Source organism: Neoaquamicrobium microcysteis, from assembly GCF_008180155.1.
Taxonomy (GTDB): Bacteria; Pseudomonadota; Alphaproteobacteria; order Rhizobiales; family Rhizobiaceae; genus Aerobium; species Aerobium microcysteis.
This window is the reverse complement of record NZ_VSZS01000054.1, coordinates 64,635-80,537: the sequence shown is the minus strand read 5'-3', so window position 1 is coordinate 80,537 and position 15,903 is coordinate 64,635. Positions and strand designations below refer to the sequence as shown.

General features: G+C 65.3%; 16 protein-coding genes. 7 read left to right on the top strand and 9 right to left on the bottom strand.

Features of this window, described 5'->3' with window-relative positions:
• Together FY036_RS03555 and FY036_RS03550 are read right to left on the bottom strand one after the other, a co-directional pair.
• A complete protein-coding gene (locus FY036_RS03555; RefSeq protein ID WP_148913324.1) occupies nucleotides 1-1,560 on the bottom strand; it encodes a phytoene desaturase family protein in 1,560 nt (519 codons plus the stop codon).
• Nucleotides 1,547-3,166, bottom strand: coding sequence for a phytoene desaturase family protein (locus FY036_RS03550; RefSeq protein ID WP_148913323.1), 1,620 nt, complete (start codon nucleotides 3,164-3,166; stop codon nucleotides 1,547-1,549). The genes FY036_RS03555 and FY036_RS03550 overlap by 14 nt, the downstream gene beginning before the upstream one ends.
• Before the next feature lie 153 nt (nucleotides 3,167-3,319).
• Between FY036_RS03550 and FY036_RS03545 the strand changes: the two genes are divergently transcribed.
• Genes FY036_RS03545 through FY036_RS03535 form a run of 3 tightly spaced genes read left to right on the top strand, consistent with a single transcriptional unit; the run spans nucleotide 3,320 to nucleotide 5,935 of the window.
• Complete coding sequence (locus tag FY036_RS03545; RefSeq protein WP_148913322.1) at nucleotides 3,320-4,105, top strand: class I SAM-dependent methyltransferase; 786 nt, start codon at nucleotides 3,320-3,322, stop codon at nucleotides 4,103-4,105.
• A 12-nt stretch (nucleotides 4,106-4,117) separates the two neighbouring features.
• Nucleotides 4,118-4,801, top strand: coding sequence for a TetR family transcriptional regulator C-terminal domain-containing protein (locus FY036_RS03540; protein ID WP_407941121.1), 684 nt, complete (start codon nucleotides 4,118-4,120; stop codon nucleotides 4,799-4,801).
• A 51-nt stretch (nucleotides 4,802-4,852) separates the two neighbouring features.
• Nucleotides 4,853-5,935, top strand: a complete 1,083-nt coding sequence (locus FY036_RS03535) for an extracellular solute-binding protein (protein WP_407941124.1) — start codon at nucleotides 4,853-4,855, stop codon at nucleotides 5,933-5,935.
• A 19-nt stretch (nucleotides 5,936-5,954) separates the two neighbouring features.
• Here the strand turns inward: FY036_RS03535 and FY036_RS03530 are convergent, their stop codons facing one another.
• Genes FY036_RS03530 through FY036_RS03515 form a run of 4 tightly spaced genes read right to left on the bottom strand, consistent with a single transcriptional unit; the run spans nucleotide 5,955 to nucleotide 9,216 of the window.
• Complete coding sequence (locus FY036_RS03530; protein WP_148913320.1) at nucleotides 5,955-6,383, bottom strand: hypothetical protein; 429 nt, start codon at nucleotides 6,381-6,383, stop codon at nucleotides 5,955-5,957.
• A 13-nt stretch (nucleotides 6,384-6,396) separates the two neighbouring features.
• On the bottom strand, nucleotides 6,397-7,470 hold the full coding sequence (locus tag FY036_RS03525; RefSeq protein WP_148913407.1) for an ABC transporter ATP-binding protein: 1,074 nt from the start codon (nucleotides 7,468-7,470) through the stop codon (nucleotides 6,397-6,399).
• Between the two features lie 7 nt (nucleotides 7,471-7,477).
• On the bottom strand, nucleotides 7,478-8,302 hold the full coding sequence (locus FY036_RS03520; RefSeq protein ID WP_148913319.1) for an ABC transporter permease: 825 nt from the start codon (nucleotides 8,300-8,302) through the stop codon (nucleotides 7,478-7,480).
• Nucleotides 8,299-9,216 carry an ABC transporter permease gene (locus FY036_RS03515; RefSeq protein ID WP_148913318.1) on the bottom strand — a complete coding sequence of 306 codons (918 nt, stop codon included), beginning with the start codon at nucleotides 9,214-9,216 and terminating at the stop codon, nucleotides 8,299-8,301. Before FY036_RS03515 ends, FY036_RS03520 begins: the two co-directional genes overlap by 4 nt.
• A gap of 292 nt (nucleotides 9,217-9,508) precedes the next feature.
• Between FY036_RS03515 and FY036_RS03510 the strand changes: the two genes are divergently transcribed.
• Nucleotides 9,509-10,903 (top strand): aminotransferase, encoded by a 1,395-nt coding sequence (locus tag FY036_RS03510; RefSeq protein WP_201744690.1) that lies wholly within the window; start codon nucleotides 9,509-9,511, stop codon nucleotides 10,901-10,903.
• 78 nt (nucleotides 10,904-10,981) lie between these two features.
• Entirely contained in the window at nucleotides 10,982-11,632 is a 651-nt protein-coding gene (locus FY036_RS03505; RefSeq protein WP_148913317.1) for a LysE family translocator, read from the top strand.
• Nucleotides 11,633-11,638: 6 nt separating this feature from the next.
• On the opposite strand, the gene FY036_RS03500 is transcribed toward FY036_RS03505, so the two are convergent.
• Nucleotides 11,639-12,841, bottom strand: coding sequence for an aromatic ring-hydroxylating oxygenase subunit alpha (locus FY036_RS03500; RefSeq protein ID WP_148913316.1), 1,203 nt, complete (start codon nucleotides 12,839-12,841; stop codon nucleotides 11,639-11,641).
• A 244-nt stretch (nucleotides 12,842-13,085) separates the two neighbouring features.
• Here FY036_RS03500 and FY036_RS03495 point away from each other — a divergent pair, with 244 nt between their 5' ends.
• Nucleotides 13,086-13,397 carry a hypothetical protein gene (locus tag FY036_RS03495; protein ID WP_148913315.1) on the top strand — a complete coding sequence of 104 codons (312 nt, stop codon included), beginning with the start codon at nucleotides 13,086-13,088 and terminating at the stop codon, nucleotides 13,395-13,397.
• An 18-nt stretch (nucleotides 13,398-13,415) separates the two neighbouring features.
• Here the strand turns inward: FY036_RS03495 and FY036_RS03490 are convergent, their stop codons facing one another.
• Entirely contained in the window at nucleotides 13,416-13,670 is a 255-nt protein-coding gene (locus tag FY036_RS03490; RefSeq protein WP_148913314.1) for a GlsB/YeaQ/YmgE family stress response membrane protein, read from the bottom strand.
• A 328-nt stretch (nucleotides 13,671-13,998) separates the two neighbouring features.
• Nucleotides 13,999-14,553 (bottom strand): dTDP-4-dehydrorhamnose 3,5-epimerase, encoded by a 555-nt coding sequence (rfbC, locus tag FY036_RS03485; protein ID WP_148913313.1) that lies wholly within the window; start codon nucleotides 14,551-14,553, stop codon nucleotides 13,999-14,001.
• Nucleotides 14,554-14,653: 100 nt separating this feature from the next.
• Here rfbC and FY036_RS03480 point away from each other — a divergent pair, with 100 nt between their 5' ends.
• Nucleotides 14,654-15,898, top strand: coding sequence for a DUF2793 domain-containing protein (locus FY036_RS03480; protein WP_148913312.1), 1,245 nt, complete (start codon nucleotides 14,654-14,656; stop codon nucleotides 15,896-15,898).
• The last annotated feature ends 5 nt before the right edge of the window (nucleotides 15,899-15,903 follow it).

The following is a 15,903-nucleotide window of genomic DNA, read 5'->3' as shown; positions in this document are numbered from 1 at the left end:
CTATTTCTCCGCCAGCACGCGCCGCGCCGCGTTCATGCCCGGCACGCCGGAGACCCCGCCGCCCGGATGCGAACCGGCACCCGCCAGATAGAGCCCGTCGATGGGCGTGTCGTAGCCGCCCGCGCCGAAGACGGGACGCGACATCAGCATCTGGTCGGGCTGCAATTCGCCGTGGTGCCAGTGCCCGCCCGGCATCCTGAACCGTGCCTCGATGTCGGCCGGCGTCAGCAGTTCGCTGGCAAGGATCGTCTTGCCGATACCTTTGGCACATCGCTCCAGCTGCGCCACGATCGCCTTGAGGAATTTCGGCTTTCCCTTGTCCCAGCCGCCCTTGAGCGCATAGGGCGCGAACTGCACATTGGCCGAAAGCACGCACGCACCGCCGGGCGCAAGCGAGGGGTCCGACAGGCTGGGCAGCACGATCTCCATCGCCGGCTCGGGCGAGAACTCGCCATACTTGGCAGGGTTGAACGCATTTTCGACCGCGTTGCTCGACGGTGCGATCACCAACCGTCCCGCATGGTCGTCCGCCGCCACGCCCGCAAAACTCGGCACGCCGTCAAGCGCCAGATACAGCCGCGCGACGTTGCCCTTCATCCGCACATTGAGGATCTTGCGCAGGAAGCCCGTGTCCAGCTCGCGCGGCCCGACGAGATCGGCAAACGTCGTGCGCGGGTTGATCGCCGACACCACCGTCCGCGCGCGGATTTCCTCGCCGTCGGCCAGAACGACCCCGACAGCCCTGCCCTTCTCGATCAGGATGCGGCTCACGGGCGCTTTTGCGCGGATGGTCACGCCGCGCCGCTCGGCTGCCGCATGCATCGCCTCGATCACCGCGCCCATGCCGCCTTTGGGCAGCATCTGGCCTCCCTCGGCCCCGCCGATTTCACCTGCCAGACGAAAATAGAGGCCGATCAGCGAGGTGGGCGAGCGCGGCCCCAGATGGCTGCCCTGCACCGCATCGAACGCCAGCAGGCCTCGCAGCGCATCGTTTTCGACGAACTCCCCGGTCACGTCATCGACGTTCATCAGCAGCATGCGCAGGAAGTCGCGCATGCCTTCCTTGCCGAGCCGCCGGAGCGACAGCGCGACGCCGCCGAGCGCCAGCTTCTCCGACAGTGACATCGCTTCCAGATCGGGCGCGCGGCGCGCCAGCAGCGGCTTCAGCACGCCCACCTGACGAAACAGCAGCGCGCGCAGCTCGGCCCATCCGGCCGCGTCGGAAAGCGAGAGACCATCGACCGTTTCGCCATAGGCGCCGCGCAGCACGACCGGCCCGGCATCAGGCGCGAGCGCGATCGTCGGCATCGTACGGCCTTCGAGCGTCAGGCCGAGCCTGTCCAGTTCCAGCGCCTTGACCACATCGGGGTGAAGGCGATTGAGCACATGCGCCACCGACGACACCCGGAAGCCGGGATGGAACTCGTGCTTGCGCGCAGCCCCGCCGGTCTCGTCTTCGGCCTCCAGCACCAGCACCTTTCGACCGGCCTTGGCCAGCACGGTCGCGGCAACCAGCCCGTTGTGCCCGCCACCGATGACGATGTCGTCAAATGACGTCATGGGCTTCGCTCATATGCTTCGTCGGCTTCTTCAGGTCGCGCAGGATTTCGGCGGCCGCGTTGCGCCCCGGCGCGCCCATCACGCCGCCGCCGGGATGGGTCGAGGAACCGCACATGTAGAGCCCGTTCACCGGCGAGCGATACTGCGCATAGCCCGGCACGGGGCGGTTGAAGAGCAGCTGGTCGAAGGTCAGTTCTCCCTGGAAGATGTTGCCCTCGGTAAGCCCCACCTCGGCTTCCAGCTCGCGCGGGGTGCGCACCTCCATATGCACGATGCGGTCGCGGAAGCCCGGCGAATAGTCGGCGATCTGGGAGATGACCGTTTCGGCAAACGCATCGCGGTCGGCATCGGTCCAGTCGCGCCCGTCCACCTTCGGCGGGCAATACTGCACGAAGCAGGACATGAAATGCTTGCCGGGCGCAGCCATCGTCGGGTCCAGCGTAGTGGGCATGACCATGTCGAGAAAAGGATCGGCCGACCAGCGCTCGGCCTTCCAGTCGTCATAGGCGCGCTCCATGCGCTCGACGCTGTCGGTGAAATGCAGGTCGCCGCGCAGGCACGGGCTGTCCTTCGGCAGCGCCGGAAACTCCGGCATGGAATCCAGCGCGATGTTGACCTTGCCGGACGATCCCCTGATCTTGAAATTGCGCACCCGCCGCAGGAACGGGTCGGGCAGTTCCTTTTCCTCCACCAGCTTGAGAAAGGTTCGCTTAACATCGGCGTTGGAGACGACGAGGCGGCCAAGCACTTCCTCCCCGCCGGCAAGCACGACACCCTTCGCTTCCCCGCCTTTCACCAGCACGCGCTCGACCTCGGCCTCGGTGCGGATCGTCCCGCCCGATGCGCGAAACGAGTCGGCCAGCGCCCGCGTCACCGCGCCCATGCCGCCGCGCGCATAGCCCCACGCGCCGACCGAGCCGTCGACCTCGCCCATGTAGTGATGCAGCAGCACATAGGCCGTGCCCGGCGACATCGGGCCGAGCGCGGTGCCGATGATCCCCGACAGCGCCAGATAGGCCTTGATGACATCCGTCTCGAAATACTCGTCGAGGAAGTCCGAGATCGACATGGTCCAGAAGCGCAGCATCTCGGCCATCTCCTGTGCCGACAGCCCGGCGAACTTCCTGCCCAGATAGACCAGCTCCGAAACGTCGCGCGGGCGAAAGCTGGTCGGGTCGGGCGCGGTCCGCATCAGCAACGGCTGGATGAAACGGCACTGCCGCGTCACGTCGCGGGCATAACGCTCATAGGCCTCGGCGTCGCGCGGCGACCATCTGGCATATTCGCGCCGGTGGGCGTCGTGGTCGCGGTAGCTGGCGAGATAGTCGCCATCCTGCGTCAGCACCGCCCCGCCCTCATAGGCGATGACCTGAAGTCCGTGTTTCGGCAGCTCCAGATCGCGCATGATCTCCGGCCGGAACAGCGAGCAGACATAGGAGCAGTTGGAATAGAGGAAGCCCGGCGTCAGTTCGCGGCTCACGGCGGCGCCGCCGATCCAGTCGTTCTTCTCCACCACCAGAACGTCGAGCCCGGCGCGCTGGAGATAGCAGGCATTGACCAGCCCGTTGTGGCCCGCGCCGATTATGATAGCGTCATAGGTCTTCATGCAGCAGCCGCAAAGATCCCCCTTGATGGGGGAAATCTGGCACGGCGAACCCGGCCCTGTCCATCCATTTTGAATGAATGTTCAACAAACACGATTGCGTTTTCATCAATGTGGGTTAGGCTTTGAGCCGAAATTCGAGCGACGGGATGAATGATGACCGACGCACATGAAGCCGAATACGACGACACGGCGATACGCTTTCTGGCGGCGCTGTGGGGCGAGGGCTACCTCTCGCCCGGCGGGCCCGACGAGGTGGACCGGGTTCTCGAAGGCATCGACCTTTCAGGCAGGAACGTGCTCGACATCGGTTGCGGCGCGGGCGGCATCACGCTGCATCTGGCGAGAGCCCACAACGCCGCGCACGTCACCGGCTTCGATGTCGAGGAACCGGTCGTAGCCCACGCGCGACGGGCTGCGGAGACGGCCGGCCTCGGCGATCGCGTCACCTTCGTTCAGAGCCCGCCCGGTCCCCTTCCCTTCGCGGATCGCGCGTTCGACGTGGTCTTCTCCAAGGACGCGCTGCTTCACGTGCCCGACAAGGACGCCCTGTTTGGCGAGATATTCCGCCTCCTGAAGCCGGGGGGCACCTTTGCGGCCTCCAACTGGATGATCGGACATGACGAAGAGCCCAGCCCGGACATGAAAGCCTATATCGAGGCGGAAGGCCTCTCCTTTTCGATGGCTTCGCCCGCCCGCTACCGGCAGGCCATGGAGCGCGCGGGCTTCGTCGATGTCGTCACCGTGGACCGCAACGGATGGTATCGCGAGGTTGCGCGCGGCGAGCTTGAGCGGCTGAAAGGCCCCCTCTACGACACGGTCTCCGCGGCGGTCGGCAGCGCCTATGTCGACAAGAACATCCGTACCTGGACAGCCATGCAGAAGGTGCTTGACTCGGGCGAGCACCGGCCCACTCATCTGCGTGGACGAAAGCCGGTTTGAGGAAGCGCCGGCATGCTGGAACAGGATCTCTTGATGAAGAACGATGCGGCGACGGCGGCCCGGCCCGCCGAAGGCGAAAGGCGTGGCCGCAAGGCCTCCAAGGAAACGCGGCGGCTGCAGCTGATCGAGGCGACGATCGATTCGCTTGCCAGACGCGGCTATTCCGAAACGACGATGGCCGACGTGGCGGACGGGGCTGGCCTGTCTCGCGGCATCGTGAACTTCCATTTCGAGAGCAAGGAAAAGCTGCTCGTCGCCACCTTGCAGCACATGGCGGAGGAATATTCCGCCCACTGGCGCGGGGCGCTGGGCAAGGCCGGGCCGGAACCTGCGGCGCGGCTTGCGGCGCTCGTGGGCGCCGATTTCGACCGCGCGATCTGCAACCGCAGGAAGCTGACCGCCTGGTGCGCCTTCTGGGGCGAAGCACGGTCGCGCCCGACCTATCAGGCTTTGTGCGGAGCCAGTGACGAAGCTTACCACGAGGCGCTGACAGCCTTGTGTGCGGAGATGATCGAGGCTGGCGGATACGCGCTCGATGCGCGCCAGACGGCGATAGCGATCGAGGCGACGCTCGAAGGTCTGTGGCTGCGGCTGATGCTGCGGGGCGGAGACATCACGCGCGAGAAGGCGCACGACGCGGCCAAGACCATGCTGACCGCCTTTTTTCCACGGCACTTTGCGCGAAAGGCCGGCTGACGACGAGCAAGAACGGGAACACGAACTGCAACGGGAGATGGCAACATGAAAATGCTGAACGAAAGCAGGCGACTGAAGATCACGCTGGCGCTGGCCGCCGCGCTCGCCGCCGGCACGGCAGGCCTTGCGCTTGCGGCGGATGGCGAGTTGACGGTGTTCGACTGGGCCGGCTACGAAGACCCCGGCTTCCACCCCGCCTATGTCGAGAAGAACGGCGACTCGCCGACGTTCTCCTTCTTCGGCGATGAGGACGAGGCGTTCGAGAAGCTGCGCGCCGGCTTCAGGGCCGATCTCGCCCACCCCTGCTCGCAGAACACCCTCAAGTGGCGCGATGCCGGCCTTCTCCAGCCGCTCGACACCAGCCGCATCGAGGCTTGGGACGATATATTGCCCGGTCTGAAGGCCATGCCGAACCTGATGACCGATGCCGAAGGCAATGCCTGGTTCCTGCCCTTCGACTGGGGCAACACGCTCGTCACCTACCGCACCGACAAGGTCGAGGAAGCCGAAATCCAGTCGCTCAAGGCCTTTGCCGATCCTAAGTTCGAAGGCCGCGTCTCGCTGCCCGACAATGTCGACGACGCCTACGCGCTGGCGGCGTTGGCCACCGGCCACACCGACTGGACGAAGATGACCGACGCGGACTGGGACGCGGCATCCGCCTTCCTGCGCGAGGTGCACAAGAACGTTCGCATCTACTGGCTCGACAACACCGAGCTTTCGCAGGCGATGGCCGGCGGCGAGGTCGATCTGGCATGGGCCTGGAACGAGACGGCGACGACGCTGGCTGCCGACGACGTTCCGGTGGCGATGAAGCGCGACACCGATGAAGGCCTTTCGACCTGGGTATGCGGTTACGTCCACCTCAAGGACGCGCCGGGCAGCACGGACAAGGCCTATGACTTCCTGAACTCGATCCTGACGCCCGAGGTTGCAAGCTACCTCGTCAACGACTGGGGCTACGGCCACTCCAACGCAAAGGGCATGGCCGAAATCGACCCGGAGGTCCTCGACGCCACCGGCTACGGCGACCTCGATGCCTTTGTCGACAAGACGCTGTTCTCGAGCCCATTGCCGCCGGAGACGAAGGCGAAGCTCATCGCCGAGTTCGAGCGGATCAAGGCGGGATACTGACCACCCGAGGGCGGGATCGTCACTCCTCGATCCCGCCGACGATGCGCGCCAGCGTATCGTGGTAGAACGCTTCGCGTTCCAGCAGCCACTCGCGCGCGGCCGGCCATGTCGCCCGGTCGGTCGTGGCGTTCGGCAGCCGGCTGAGATAGGGGCATCCGTCCGCCAGCGGCTCGACGCCGAGAGCAGCCGACAGGCGCGGCTCGTGCAACGACAGAAACCGCGACGCGCCCTTCAGCGAAAGCCCGCGCTCGCCGCGCACGAACATGCCGACGCTGCGATTGGTCAGGTAAAGCGCGATGAAGAGGTCCGTGCCCGCGACGGCGCGCCAGCGCGAATAGTGGTTTCCGCGCAAGAGCCGCAACCCCGGCCGCAACGCCGCATATCCCACCCAGAACTCGTCGCATTCGCGCACCGACAATCTGCGCAGGCCGCGTGGTTCATCGTCCATCGACGCCAAGGGCTCAATCCGCCATAGCCACGAGCGCGTCGGGATCGTAGGCGAGCCTGATGGGCGCGCCGACGGGAATGTCGTCCGCGCCGAAATTGTTGGTCTCGGTCACCGACAGCGGGGCCTCGAAACCCGGTATCTCCACCACCAGATGCGTGATCTCGCCGAAATAATGCCGGTCCACCACCGTGCCGGAGACCTGATGTTTGGCCGTCTCCTCATCCCACAGGACACGCAGGCGCTCGGGCCGGATACCCAGCGTCGCAGAACCGTTCGACGGCGCGAACTGGCGCGGGCGTTCGGCCCGCACCTGCCCGAACCCCGGCGTGTCCACGACGATATGCCCCTCCGCCTCGCCGACAATCCTGGCCCGCACGAAATTCATGCCGCCGAGAAAGTCGGCGACCTGGCGGTTGACCGGGCGCTGGTAGACCTGCTTCGGCGTATCCACCTGCGCGATCCTGCCGCCGAACATCACCGCGATGCGGTCGGACATCGCCAGCGCCTCGTATTGGTCGTGCGTCACCAGGACGAAGGTGATGCCGACGGACTGCTGGAGATGGCGCAGCTCCACCTGCATCTGCTCGCGCAGCTTCTTGTCCAGCGCCGAAAGCGGCTCGTCGAGCAGCAGCACCTTCGGCCGCATCACCAGCGCGCGGGCAAGCGCGACGCGCTGGCGCTGGCCGCCCGACAGTTCGCCCGCACCGCGCCTGCCGAGCCCGCCCAGTTCCACCTGTGCCAGTGCCTCGTCGACGCGGCGCTTTTCTTCGGCCTTCTCCAGCCTCAGTCGCTTGAGCCCGTAGCCGACATTCTGCTCGACATTGAGATGGGGGAAGATGGCATAGCTCTGGAACACCATGTTGGTGGGTCGGCGGTTGGCGGGGATGCCCGCCATCTTCTGGCCGTCGATGAGGATCGCCCCATTGGTGGGCGTGTCGAACCCGGCGATCATCCGCAGGAGCGTGGTCTTGCCGCATCCCGACGGGCCCAGCAGCGAGAAGAACTCGCCCTCGCGTATCGTCAGCGACGCATTGTCCAAAGCCTTGAAATTGCCGTAGCTGCGCGTCACGTCGCGCACCTCGATCATCGGGCGGTCAGACAAAAAGGCCTCCGTCGGTTTTGGTCCGGGCGACCGCGCGCCGGCGCAGCAATTCGGCGATGGTGACGAGCAGGAAGGAGCCGATCAGCATGATCGTTCCCAGCGCCAGCACCGCCGGCAGCCGCGAGGCGAAGCGCAACTGCCCCCAGATGTAGATCGGCAGCGTCGGGTCGGTCCCGCTGAGGAAGAACGCGACGATGAACTCGTCGAACGAGATGGTGAAAGACACCAGCAGGCTGGCAAGGATGGCCGGCGCCACCATCGGCAGCGTGACACGGCGGAACGTGCCGAATGCGGTTTCGCCCAGATCGGCCGAGGCTTCCTCGAGGCTCCTGTCGAACCCCTCGAAACCGGACATCAGCACCACCATCGAATAGGGCAGGCAGATCAGCACATGGCCCAGCGTGACGGTCACCAGCGACAGGCTCATGCCGAATGCCAGCAGCACCAGCAGCAGCGAGATGGCGACGATGATCTCCGGCAGCACCAGCGGCGCCATGATGAGGCCGCTCATCGCCCGTTTTCCGGCAAAGCGGTAGCGCGTCACCGCCCGTGCGCCGCAGATGCCGAGAACCGTCGACAGGATCGCCGCTGCGAGCCCGACGCGCACGCTGTTCCAGGCCGCGTTTATCATCTCGCGGTTGCCCCAGAGCTGCTCGTACCACTTCCATGTGAAGCCGGCGAACGGCAGGGTCGGCGTCGCGGAATCGTTGACCGAGAACAGCGGCAGCAGCAGCACCGGCCCGTACAGAAACAGGATGTAGAGCGCCGCATAGGCCGGCAGCCAGTTGATCGCGGCCCTGCGCAGCACGGCATTCATCGCGCCAGCCTCGCAGCAGCGCGCAGGATGAAGACGGCAACCAGCGCCATGGCCGACACCGCCACCATCGTCGTCACCGACAGTGCCGCACCCAGCGGCCAGTTCGCCGCCCGGCCGAACTGCGCCTGAATGGCGTTGGCGATCATCACGCCCTCCGTGCCGCCAACGAGGCGCGGCGTGACGTAGTCGCCCACCGTCGGGATCATCACGATCAGCAGCGCCGCGATCACGCCGGGCATGGATAGCGGCAGCGTCACCCGCAGGAAGGTCCGCACCGGCCCGTCACCCAGGTCGCGCGCCGCTTCCAGCAGCGAGCGGTCGACCTTCTCAAGCGCGACGTAGATCGGCAGGATGGCGAAGGCGGCCCACGCATGCGTCAGCGCGATCACCACGGCGGTGGTGTTGTAGAGGAAGGCGTTCGACGGCTCGTCGATGATGCCCACGCCCACGAGCCCGGTGTTGAGGACGCCCTGATAGCCGAGGATCACCTTCCACGCCATCACGCGCAGAAGGTAGCTGGTCCAGAACGGCACCATGATGATGAACAGCCACAAATTCTTGTGCCGCCCGCCGTGGAACGAGATGAAATAGGCCACCGGATAGGCAAGCAGCACGGTCGCGACGCTGACTGCGAACGAGATCGCCATCGAGCGCATCAGCAGGTCGCGATACATCGGCTCGGTCAGCGCCTCGCGGTAGTTCTCCAACGTCAACGTACGGTCGATGGTCAGATAGTCCTGCGTCCAGAACGAATGCGCGATCACCACGAGGATCGGCAGAAGCAGCAGGATTAAGGCGTAGAGGAAGGTCGGGCTGATGAGGGCGAGGCCCTGCGCCTGCTCGCCCTGCAGGAAGGAACGCCGCGGTAAGACGCCAGGCTCGACGGGACGGGCGCTGTCCGCGGCCGCCGTCATTGGAGCGCACCCGGTGCGGGTTCGATGACGGTCGAATGCAGGCTTTCCATTGCCTCGCCGGTTTCCGTTCCTGCTGCATCGCGGCCACCGGGCCGACAATGCCTGTCGTTGGAGCGAGCAGAGCGCATAACCGGATTGAAATCAAGGGGCATCTCTGCGATATTGATTGAACGGATATTCAATATAAGACGATTAACTTCGTAATTTCGACTAGTTGGCGATTGCCATTTCACCAAGTCGATAAACGATGACCCGAGGTGCAGGCGCAATGGCGGCGATCAGGAAACAATCGATGGTGCAGGCTGGCCGGCCACGTGCCAATACGACGGAGGAAATTGCCCGCCGCCACCTTCTCCAGCCATGGCCGGTGGCCGGTTCGATCGGCGCGGAAGCGCGCGGCCTCATCGGCGAGGGCGACGGCATCTACGTGGTCGATGGCGAGGGCCGGCGGCTCATCGACGGCCCTGCCGGCATGTGGTGCACCAATGTCGGCCACCGCAACCAGGAGCTTGCCGGGGTCATGTACGAGCAGGCGATGGCGCTGTCCTACAACACCCCGTGGTACACGATGAACGAGCCGTCGGCCGCGCTTGCCGCACGCATTGCCGCCCATGCGCCGGGCGACCTCGACCACGTCTTCTTCACCACCGGCGGTTCCTCCGCCGTCGAGACGGCGCTGCGCTTCATGCAGTTCTACAACAACGTTCGCGGCCGCCCCGACAAGAAGATGGTGGTGTCGCGCGGCGGCGCCTACCACGGCTCCACCTATCTTTCCGCCTCGCTCAACGGCCGTCCGCGAGACCGCGACTGGATGGACGGGGCCGACGGCCTCGTGGTCAAGCTCTCCTGCCCCGACCCCTTCCGTCGCCCTGCCGGCATGAGCGTCGAGGCGTTCCGTGACCTTCTCGTGCAGGAGTTCCGCGACACGGTCGAGCGGATCGGCCCCGACAGGATCGGCGCTTTCGTGGGCGAGCCGGTGATGGCGTCGGGCGGCGTCATCGTGCCGCCCGAGGGCTATCTGCCGGCGATCCGCGACATATGCCGCGAGAACGACATCCTCTTCATTGCCGACGAGGTGGTGACGGCTTTCGGCCGGCTGGGCCACGTCTTCGCCTCGAAGGATGTGTTCGGCATCGAGCCCGACATGATTACCTTCGCCAAGGGTGTCACGTCGGGCTATTTCCCGCTCGGCGGCGTCGTCATCTCCGGCGCGCTGGTGGAGGAGATGCGCCGCTCCAACCATGCCGACGCGATGTTCGCGCACGGACTGACCTATTCCAGCCACCCCGTAGGCTGCGCCGTGGCGCTGAAGAACCTCGATCTGCTCGAAAACGGCATCCTCGAACACGCCGGAGCGATAGCGCCCTATTTCCAGCAACGGCTGAAGACGCTGGAGGAACTGCCCCTCGTTGGCGAGGTGCGCGGGCTTGGCCTCATGGCCTGCGTCGAATGCGTCGCCGACCGCGAAAGCAGGAACCCGCTTGCGCTCGACAACGAGGTCGGCAAGCGCATCGACGCCCATTGCCACGAACTGGGCCTGCTGGTGCGTCCGCTGATCCACATGTGTGTGATGAGCCCGCCGCTCATCATCACCCGCGACCAGATCGACGACATGGTCGCCATCCTGCACGAGGGCATCTCGCGCACCATGGACGACCTGCGCGCCGAAGGGCTGTGGCAAGGATAACTTGGTACGAATGCGGATTGACAGCGGGCTCGCGAACGAGGCTTGCTGTGCCGGCATGCCACCTTCGGAGACTGTGCTATGGAGTTCATAGTGCCCGGCGCGGCGAGCTTGGGCCTGTTCATCGCCGCCGCCCTCGTTCTGCTGGTCGTTCCCGGTCCCGCCGTACTTTACATTTTTGCTCGCTCGGTGGAGCAGGGCCCTACGGCGGGACTTATCTCGATCCTCGGTATCCACACCGCAACGCTCGTACACGTTGCCGCCGCCACGCTGGGCCTCTCTGCCATCCTCGCTTCGTCGGCGCTCGCGTTCAGCATCGTCAAGTATGCCGGCGCTGCCTATCTGATCTGGATCGGGTTGCGCAAGATATTCGGCCCCACCGACCCGCTTCAGACGGACGGGATCAAACCAGCCGTCAGCCACCTCAAACTCTTTCGCGAGGGTTTCGTCGTCAACCTGTTGAACCCGAAGACGGCATTGTTTTTCCTGGCCTTCCTGCCACAGTTCGTCCAGGTCGAATTGGGCGGAGTCGCGATGCAGATCGCGTTCCTTGGCCTGCTCTTCACTGTCTTCGGCATCGTGACCGACAGCTGCTACGCGCTTGCGGCCGGCGCCTTGGGTGGATGGCTCAAGCGTAGCCCGGTCTACTTTAAGGCCGAGCGTTGGGTCACGGGCATCGTCTTCATCGGCCTTGGCATCACTGCAGCGCTGGCGGGAAACCACAGGAAATAGGCGGCCCTAAAACCTTCTTGCCGCCATCGCCGCGTTCAGCCCGGCAATATCCTTCTCGTCCGGCGCATCCTCCAGATCGAGCACCGGCAGCGCCGCGCGCAGATGATCGTGATGCGTGCGCACGCCATATTCCAGATCGGACAGGAAGAACCCGTCGAAGGCCTCCGAGCGCATCGATTCGTTGGACCAGATGGTCAGTTGCACATCCTCGGCCGTGGTGTCCCTGTCGATCCGCATCGACAGGTAGCGGGCGGCTGCGGCCTGCCGATCCTCGTCGCGATAGCGGTACACCGCGCCGCGCAGCAGCGTACGGTCGATCGCCAGCGGAAACTCCTGATAGAACTGCACTGATTCCGGCGTCACCGCGATCACCGCATTGGGGAAGATGCCGTAATAGACCCACGCGCGGCCCAGATGCTCCGGCAGATGGTCGGGCTGCCGTGAAAGCTGCACGTAGCGCTTGACGCTCCAGCGCCGGCCGGGCTGCTTGTTGAAGCTCGCGAACGAACGCGACACCCCGTTGACGAAGGGCTCGTCGTAATAGGTCGCGCCGTAGAGATCCTGCAACGCGGGATGAGCCATGGCGACGTGGTAGCCTTCATTGTCCACGTCGCGCACCGACTTCCAGTTGACCGGGCTTTCCTGGGTCCACATGCCTGTGGTCGGCACCACGGTCTCGGAACGGTAATGCGCCATCTCGTCCTCGACCGGCTGCATCAGCTCCGCGACCGAGGGCTGCGGCCCCGGCCGGAACCGCACGAAGATGAAGCCCATCCACACTTCGAGGTCGAGCGGCTTCAGCCCGAACTCGACCTTGTCCAGCTCGGGAAAGCTGCGCGGCCGCGCGGCGCCCCGCAGCGTGCCGTCCAGATTGTAGACCCAGCCGTGAAACGGGCAAACCAGCGCGCCCTTGCAGCTGCCGCGCTCCTCCGCCACCACCCGGCTGCCACGATGGCGGCAAAGATTGTGAAAGCCGCGCACCACGCCGTCCTTGCCGCGCACGATCAGCGCGCGCTCGCCCACCATGTCGAGCGTCAGGTAGTCGCCCGCCTCGGCCACGTCGCTGACATGGCCGGCGATCTGCCAGTGGCTGCGAAAGACATGTTCCTTTTCGAGCTCCAGCAGGGCCTTGCTGTGATAGCTCCAGCCCGGAAGGCCCCTGCGGTCCCAATCGTTCGGTATCCGCGCGTCCAGCATCGGCTGCGTCATGGATCGCCCCGTTATTATTGAATATCCATTCAATATAGCCGATATTCGATATTAAATGCAATAGGTTACGATTATTCAAGCTCTGTCGCGATCTCTTGGACGGCCGGAAAGCGGGCCAAAACAAGGAGATAGGCCGCGCCGGCCCAACCGACATCCGCCGCGCGTTCACCAGCCCCGGCCGCCCGGAACCATATGCCACGAAGGCCGTTGGGTATCGCGATTCCAGATATGGGGAGTTTTCGAGATGGCGCTTTTTTCACGCAATGACGATGTGCTTGACCTTCACCGTCAGATCGCCTTGCTGCGCAAGGAGATGGCGACGCTCAGCCGGTCTGCAGCCAAGCGTGGTGCGAGCGCCTATCGCGATACCCGCGATGAGGCCGGCGATCTTTACGGCGAGATCGTCGAGCGCGTTTCCGACGCCCTTCCGGTTATCCGCAAGCGGGCGCATGATCTGGAAGAGACCATTCGCGCCAACCCGCAGCGCACTGTGGCCGTAGTGGGTCTGGCCGCCCTCGCGGTCGCCGCGATCGCCCTGTTCGGCAGCCGGCGATAGAGGCGGCCAGAGCCTTCGTCAGGCCTGCTTGATGAGGCGGATGAGCACGAGCAGGATGACCGCGCCTATCGTGGCATGAATGATCGCCGCGAGGATGCCGCCGCCGAGGCTGATGCCGATCGCTGGAAACAGCAATCCGGCGATGAACGCGCCGACGATGCCTACGACGATGTTGCCGAGCAGGCCGAAGCCGTACCCCTTGACGAGCTGCCCCGCCAGCCAGCCGGCAATGGCACCGATAAGAATGAAAACGATAAGACTTTCAACGCCCATGAACAGCCTCCCTTTGCTTGAGACGGCTCGATCATGAACTGCGTCGCAAAACCTGTCCAGCCGCCGCCGCAGCCTCGCTGGCAAGGTGCAGGTTTCCGGCCTGGATGATGCGGCGGAACGGCGCAGCCGTTCGCGCAAGGCAGCCATGCGTTTTCAGCATTTGCAATCGCGTCGCCCGGTTCCTATTTCACTCCTGTCGGTGATCTACCTCCTCCCAGAGAGCCGACACCCAGCGCGACGAACCTCCTCCCTTGTCGCGCTTCAGATAGACCCGCCGGACCTCCTCCCCCGGCGGGTTTTTCTTTGCCGGCCTTTCCATCGACCTGACTTATCGAAACCAGTCTTCGATATCCGCGAAGCGTGGTTGCGCCCTGTCCTTGTCCGACAGCGTGACATCTGCGTCGCCCACCGGCCAGTCTATGCCGAGATCGGGATCGTTCCACAGCACGCCCCTGTCATGCGCGGCGGAGTAGTGGTTGCTCACCTTGTAGATCACCTCGGTGTCGGGCTCGAGCGTGGCGATGCCGTGGGCGAAGCAGGCCGGCACGAAGATCTGGTTGCCCTCGCTTGCGCTGATGACCGCGCTGACATGCCGGCCGTAGGTGGGTGAGCCGACCCGGATGTCGACCGCGACGTCGAGGATGGCGCCGCGCGCCACGCGGATGAGCTTGTCCTGGCCGAATGGCGGTATCTGGAAATGCAGCCCGCGCACCGTGCCCTTGCGGCGCGACAGCGCGTGGTTGTCCTGCACGAACTCCGTCTCGATGCCGCATTCGGCCAGCGTGCGCCGGTTGTACGTCTCGCAGAAGAAGCCGCGATCGTCCTGATGGCGCACCGGCCGCAGCACCATCACCTCGGGTATCGCCAGCTTCTCGACTTCCATGAAACGCCCCTGATGCGCGGACGGCCCCGCCCTTTGTCCACACCCTGCCGGTGCAGACCTATGCTTCGCCGCCGGGTCGCACGCAAAGGAGCACCAGATCGTGGAAGAAACCGCCAATTTGAGCCTACCCTACATCATGCCCTCGCAGGCGCAAAAGCACGTCACCCACAACGAGGCGCTGCGCATGCTCGACGCCATCGTCCAGCTTTCGGTGGTGGACCGCGACCGCGCGTCTCCCCCGGCGGAACCGTCGGACGGCCAGCGCCATATCGTCGGAGACGACGCCGTCGACGCGTGGGAGGGCCGCGAGAGCCAGGTCGCCGCGTGGCAGGATGGCGGCTGGACGTTTCTGTCTCCGCGCACCGGCTGGCTGGCCTGGGTCGCCGGCGAGCAGGCGCTGCTGGCGTGGGACGGCAGCACGTGGCTGTCCGTCGGAGCCCAGCCCATGGCCGACAGTCTGGAGATGCTCGGCGTCGGCACGATGGCCGATGCCGAGAACCCGTTCGCCGCCAGGCTGAACGCCGCGCTGTGGACCGCCCGCTACGATGCGGAGGGCGGCAATGGCGATTTGCGCTACGTGCTCAACAAGGAAATGCCGGCAGGCATGCTCAGCGTGACCATGCAGACGGGATGGTCCGGTCGCGCCGAAATCGGGCTTCTCGGCGACGACCATCTCGGCATCAAGGTCTCCCCCGACGGCGAGACGTGGACGCAGGCCATGCGCGTCGATGCCGCCAGCGGCAACATGCGGGTCAAGTCGATCAGCGTCGGCACCGACAGCGCCGACGGGCACTTCATGACCCTGCTGGACGACACCGGCGCCAACATGCTGGTCGATCTCTACGCCAACGGAAATACCGGCCTGCGCAGCACGCGCTACAGCGACAATGCCAACGGCCCCATCCAGGCGATGAGGAAGGCGCGCGGGACGCTTGCCGCCCCCGCCGCGGTCCAGTCGGGCGATCTGATGGGCTCGGTCATCTTCAACTACTACACCGGCGCGACATTCAACACCTCCGCGCGCATCGACGGGCGATGCGTGGCTTCGAGCCCTTCCGGCGGCGACGGCGAAAGCCGGATCGAGTTCGCGGTCGCACCCGCATCGTCCGGCGCGGCAAGCGAGATCATGCGGCTGGACCACGCCGCAGGCCTGTCGATGTTCGGCGCGAACCCAGTGATCGACGCCAACCGCCACCACCGCCTTCGCCCCTACACCGTGGCCGGCCTGCCCTCTGCATCGCCTGCGGGCCAGCTCGTCTACGTCTCCAACGGCTCGGCCAATCGCCGGCTCGCCGTCTCGGACGGCTCCAGCTGGCGCTTTCCCGACGGCGCGGTCGTGTCGTAAGCGGG

What these genes read in the sequence shown, in the direction of transcription:
- FY036_RS03555 (WP_148913324.1), bottom strand. Translation starts at nt 1,560, where the DNA reads ATGACGTCATTTGACGACATCGTCATCGGTGGCGGGCACAACGGGCTG.
- FY036_RS03550 (WP_148913323.1), bottom strand. Translation starts at nt 3,166, where the DNA reads ATGAAGACCTATGACGCTATCATAATCGGCGCGGGCCACAACGGGCTG.
- FY036_RS03545 (WP_148913322.1), top strand. Translation starts at nt 3,320, where the DNA reads ATGACCGACGCACATGAAGCCGAATACGACGACACGGCGATACGCTTT.
- FY036_RS03540 (WP_407941121.1), top strand. Translation starts at nt 4,118, where the DNA reads ATGCTGGAACAGGATCTCTTGATGAAGAACGATGCGGCGACGGCGGCC.
- FY036_RS03535 (WP_407941124.1), top strand. Translation starts at nt 4,853, where the DNA reads ATGCTGAACGAAAGCAGGCGACTGAAGATCACGCTGGCGCTGGCCGCC.
- FY036_RS03530 (WP_148913320.1), bottom strand. Translation starts at nt 6,383, where the DNA reads ATGGACGATGAACCACGCGGCCTGCGCAGATTGTCGGTGCGCGAATGC.
- FY036_RS03525 (WP_148913407.1), bottom strand. Translation starts at nt 7,470, where the DNA reads ATGATCGAGGTGCGCGACGTGACGCGCAGCTACGGCAATTTCAAGGCT.
- FY036_RS03520 (WP_148913319.1), bottom strand. Translation starts at nt 8,302, where the DNA reads ATGAATGCCGTGCTGCGCAGGGCCGCGATCAACTGGCTGCCGGCCTAT.
- FY036_RS03515 (WP_148913318.1), bottom strand. Translation starts at nt 9,216, where the DNA reads ATGACGGCGGCCGCGGACAGCGCCCGTCCCGTCGAGCCTGGCGTCTTA.
- FY036_RS03510 (WP_201744690.1), top strand. Translation starts at nt 9,509, where the DNA reads ATGGTGCAGGCTGGCCGGCCACGTGCCAATACGACGGAGGAAATTGCC.
- FY036_RS03505 (WP_148913317.1), top strand. Translation starts at nt 10,982, where the DNA reads ATGGAGTTCATAGTGCCCGGCGCGGCGAGCTTGGGCCTGTTCATCGCC.
- FY036_RS03500 (WP_148913316.1), bottom strand. Translation starts at nt 12,841, where the DNA reads ATGACGCAGCCGATGCTGGACGCGCGGATACCGAACGATTGGGACCGC.
- FY036_RS03495 (WP_148913315.1), top strand. Translation starts at nt 13,086, where the DNA reads ATGGCGCTTTTTTCACGCAATGACGATGTGCTTGACCTTCACCGTCAG.
- FY036_RS03490 (WP_148913314.1), bottom strand. Translation starts at nt 13,670, where the DNA reads ATGGGCGTTGAAAGTCTTATCGTTTTCATTCTTATCGGTGCCATTGCC.
- rfbC (WP_148913313.1), bottom strand. Translation starts at nt 14,553, where the DNA reads ATGGAAGTCGAGAAGCTGGCGATACCCGAGGTGATGGTGCTGCGGCCG.